General features: G+C 36.5%; 1 protein-coding gene. It reads right to left on the bottom strand.

Going from position 1 to position 1355, the window contains the following annotated elements; genetic code table 11:
- Positions 1 to 125 precede the first annotated feature (125 nt).
- A complete protein-coding gene (locus AC1DOS_RS20115) occupies positions 126 to 1163 on the bottom strand; it encodes a flavin-containing monooxygenase (RefSeq protein ID WP_477538907.1) in 1038 nt (345 codons plus the stop codon).
- Between the last annotated feature and the right edge of the window lie 192 nt (positions 1164 to 1355).

Here is a 1355-nt window from a genome sequence, read left to right as displayed (position 1 = left end):
CTAGTACACCTAAAAGACAGTGAAAAACAGTGAATGCATGACTATATTCCTGACCGAGAAGTAACTGTCTATGCAGGAAATCCTCGGTCTCTTATCTATTAAAGCATTTACCAATGTAAATTACCCTAACCATTATTTATTACATACATAATATATTGCGCATCATCTCCAACACCTTGGAGGAGAGAAGATCCTCTCCTATGTTGCCAAGAAAGACCCAAGAAGTACAATCCCTTTATTGTTGTAACACCTCTTTGGTGTTTGACTTTTCCTTCTGCATTCAATAAACCGGTGATGTGAAGCCAGGAAAAGTCAGTTTTAAAACCCGTTGACCAAATAATATTATCAACTTGAAGATTACTTTGATCATCAAATATAAGATAGTCCATTTCAGCATTCACCACTCTTCCCTTCATAGTAATATCCCAGTCTTTGATGGCTTCTTTTAATTCAAAACCAAAGATGGGATCACCTCTTTGTTGAAGTTTTTTCCCTAGGAAGGAAGAGCTGGTCGCTTTTAATATCCCTAGCTTATCAAACCACCAAAATATGCTTTTTCTTGCCACAACTAACGGCAAAAAAGATAGTTTATGGCCAACAGAAATGTATGTATTCTTCACGGTAGATAGTTCAACAGCAATTTGAGCACCACTGTTCCCTCCACCAACAATCATTACCGTACCTTCTTGTAATTGGGACGGATTTTTGTATTCTGAAGAGTGTATCTGAAAAACCCGTTTACTAATCTTTTCGGCAAAAGGTGGAATGTATTTATTCTGAAATGCTCCTGTAGCCACCACTAAGTTTTTAGAAGTTACAGTTCCCTTATTCGTTACTACGGTAAAGATGCCATTGGTGTTGGTCACTTCTATGACTTCAGTTTCGAATTGAATCGGTAAATTGAAATTCGTAGCATAATCATGTAGATAGATTGCTATGTCATCTTTTGAAGGGAAATCGTGTTTATCCGCGTCTAGGGGTAGACCTGGTAAAGAACTGAACATTCTTGGTGTAAACAGCTTTAACGAATCATATCTGTTTTTCCATGCATTTCCGGCTAGAAGCCCTTTTTCCAAAATGAGAAACTTTTCGTTACCCCGCTGTAAATAGTAGCCCATTGCTAATCCAGCTTGTCCTGCACCGATTACAACCGTATGATACATACTATTTTTCTCCCTCTATAAATACTTAATTATCAAAGGTTTGAGTCGTTTTAATGAGTTTCAAAAAATTTTCCGTCTAATGTTGGACTAATTAAAACTTATGATTGAACATCTATTTTTAATCATTTTTTCTCCATTGCTTAGAATATAAGACAAGCATACTGATTGTGATTAAAGTGAACGCTGTAAGAG

This window comes from Paenisporosarcina sp. P5_A11 (assembly GCF_056400705.1).
Note: the sequence above shows the minus strand (reverse complement) of the source record. Positions and strands in the feature narration are given on the sequence as shown.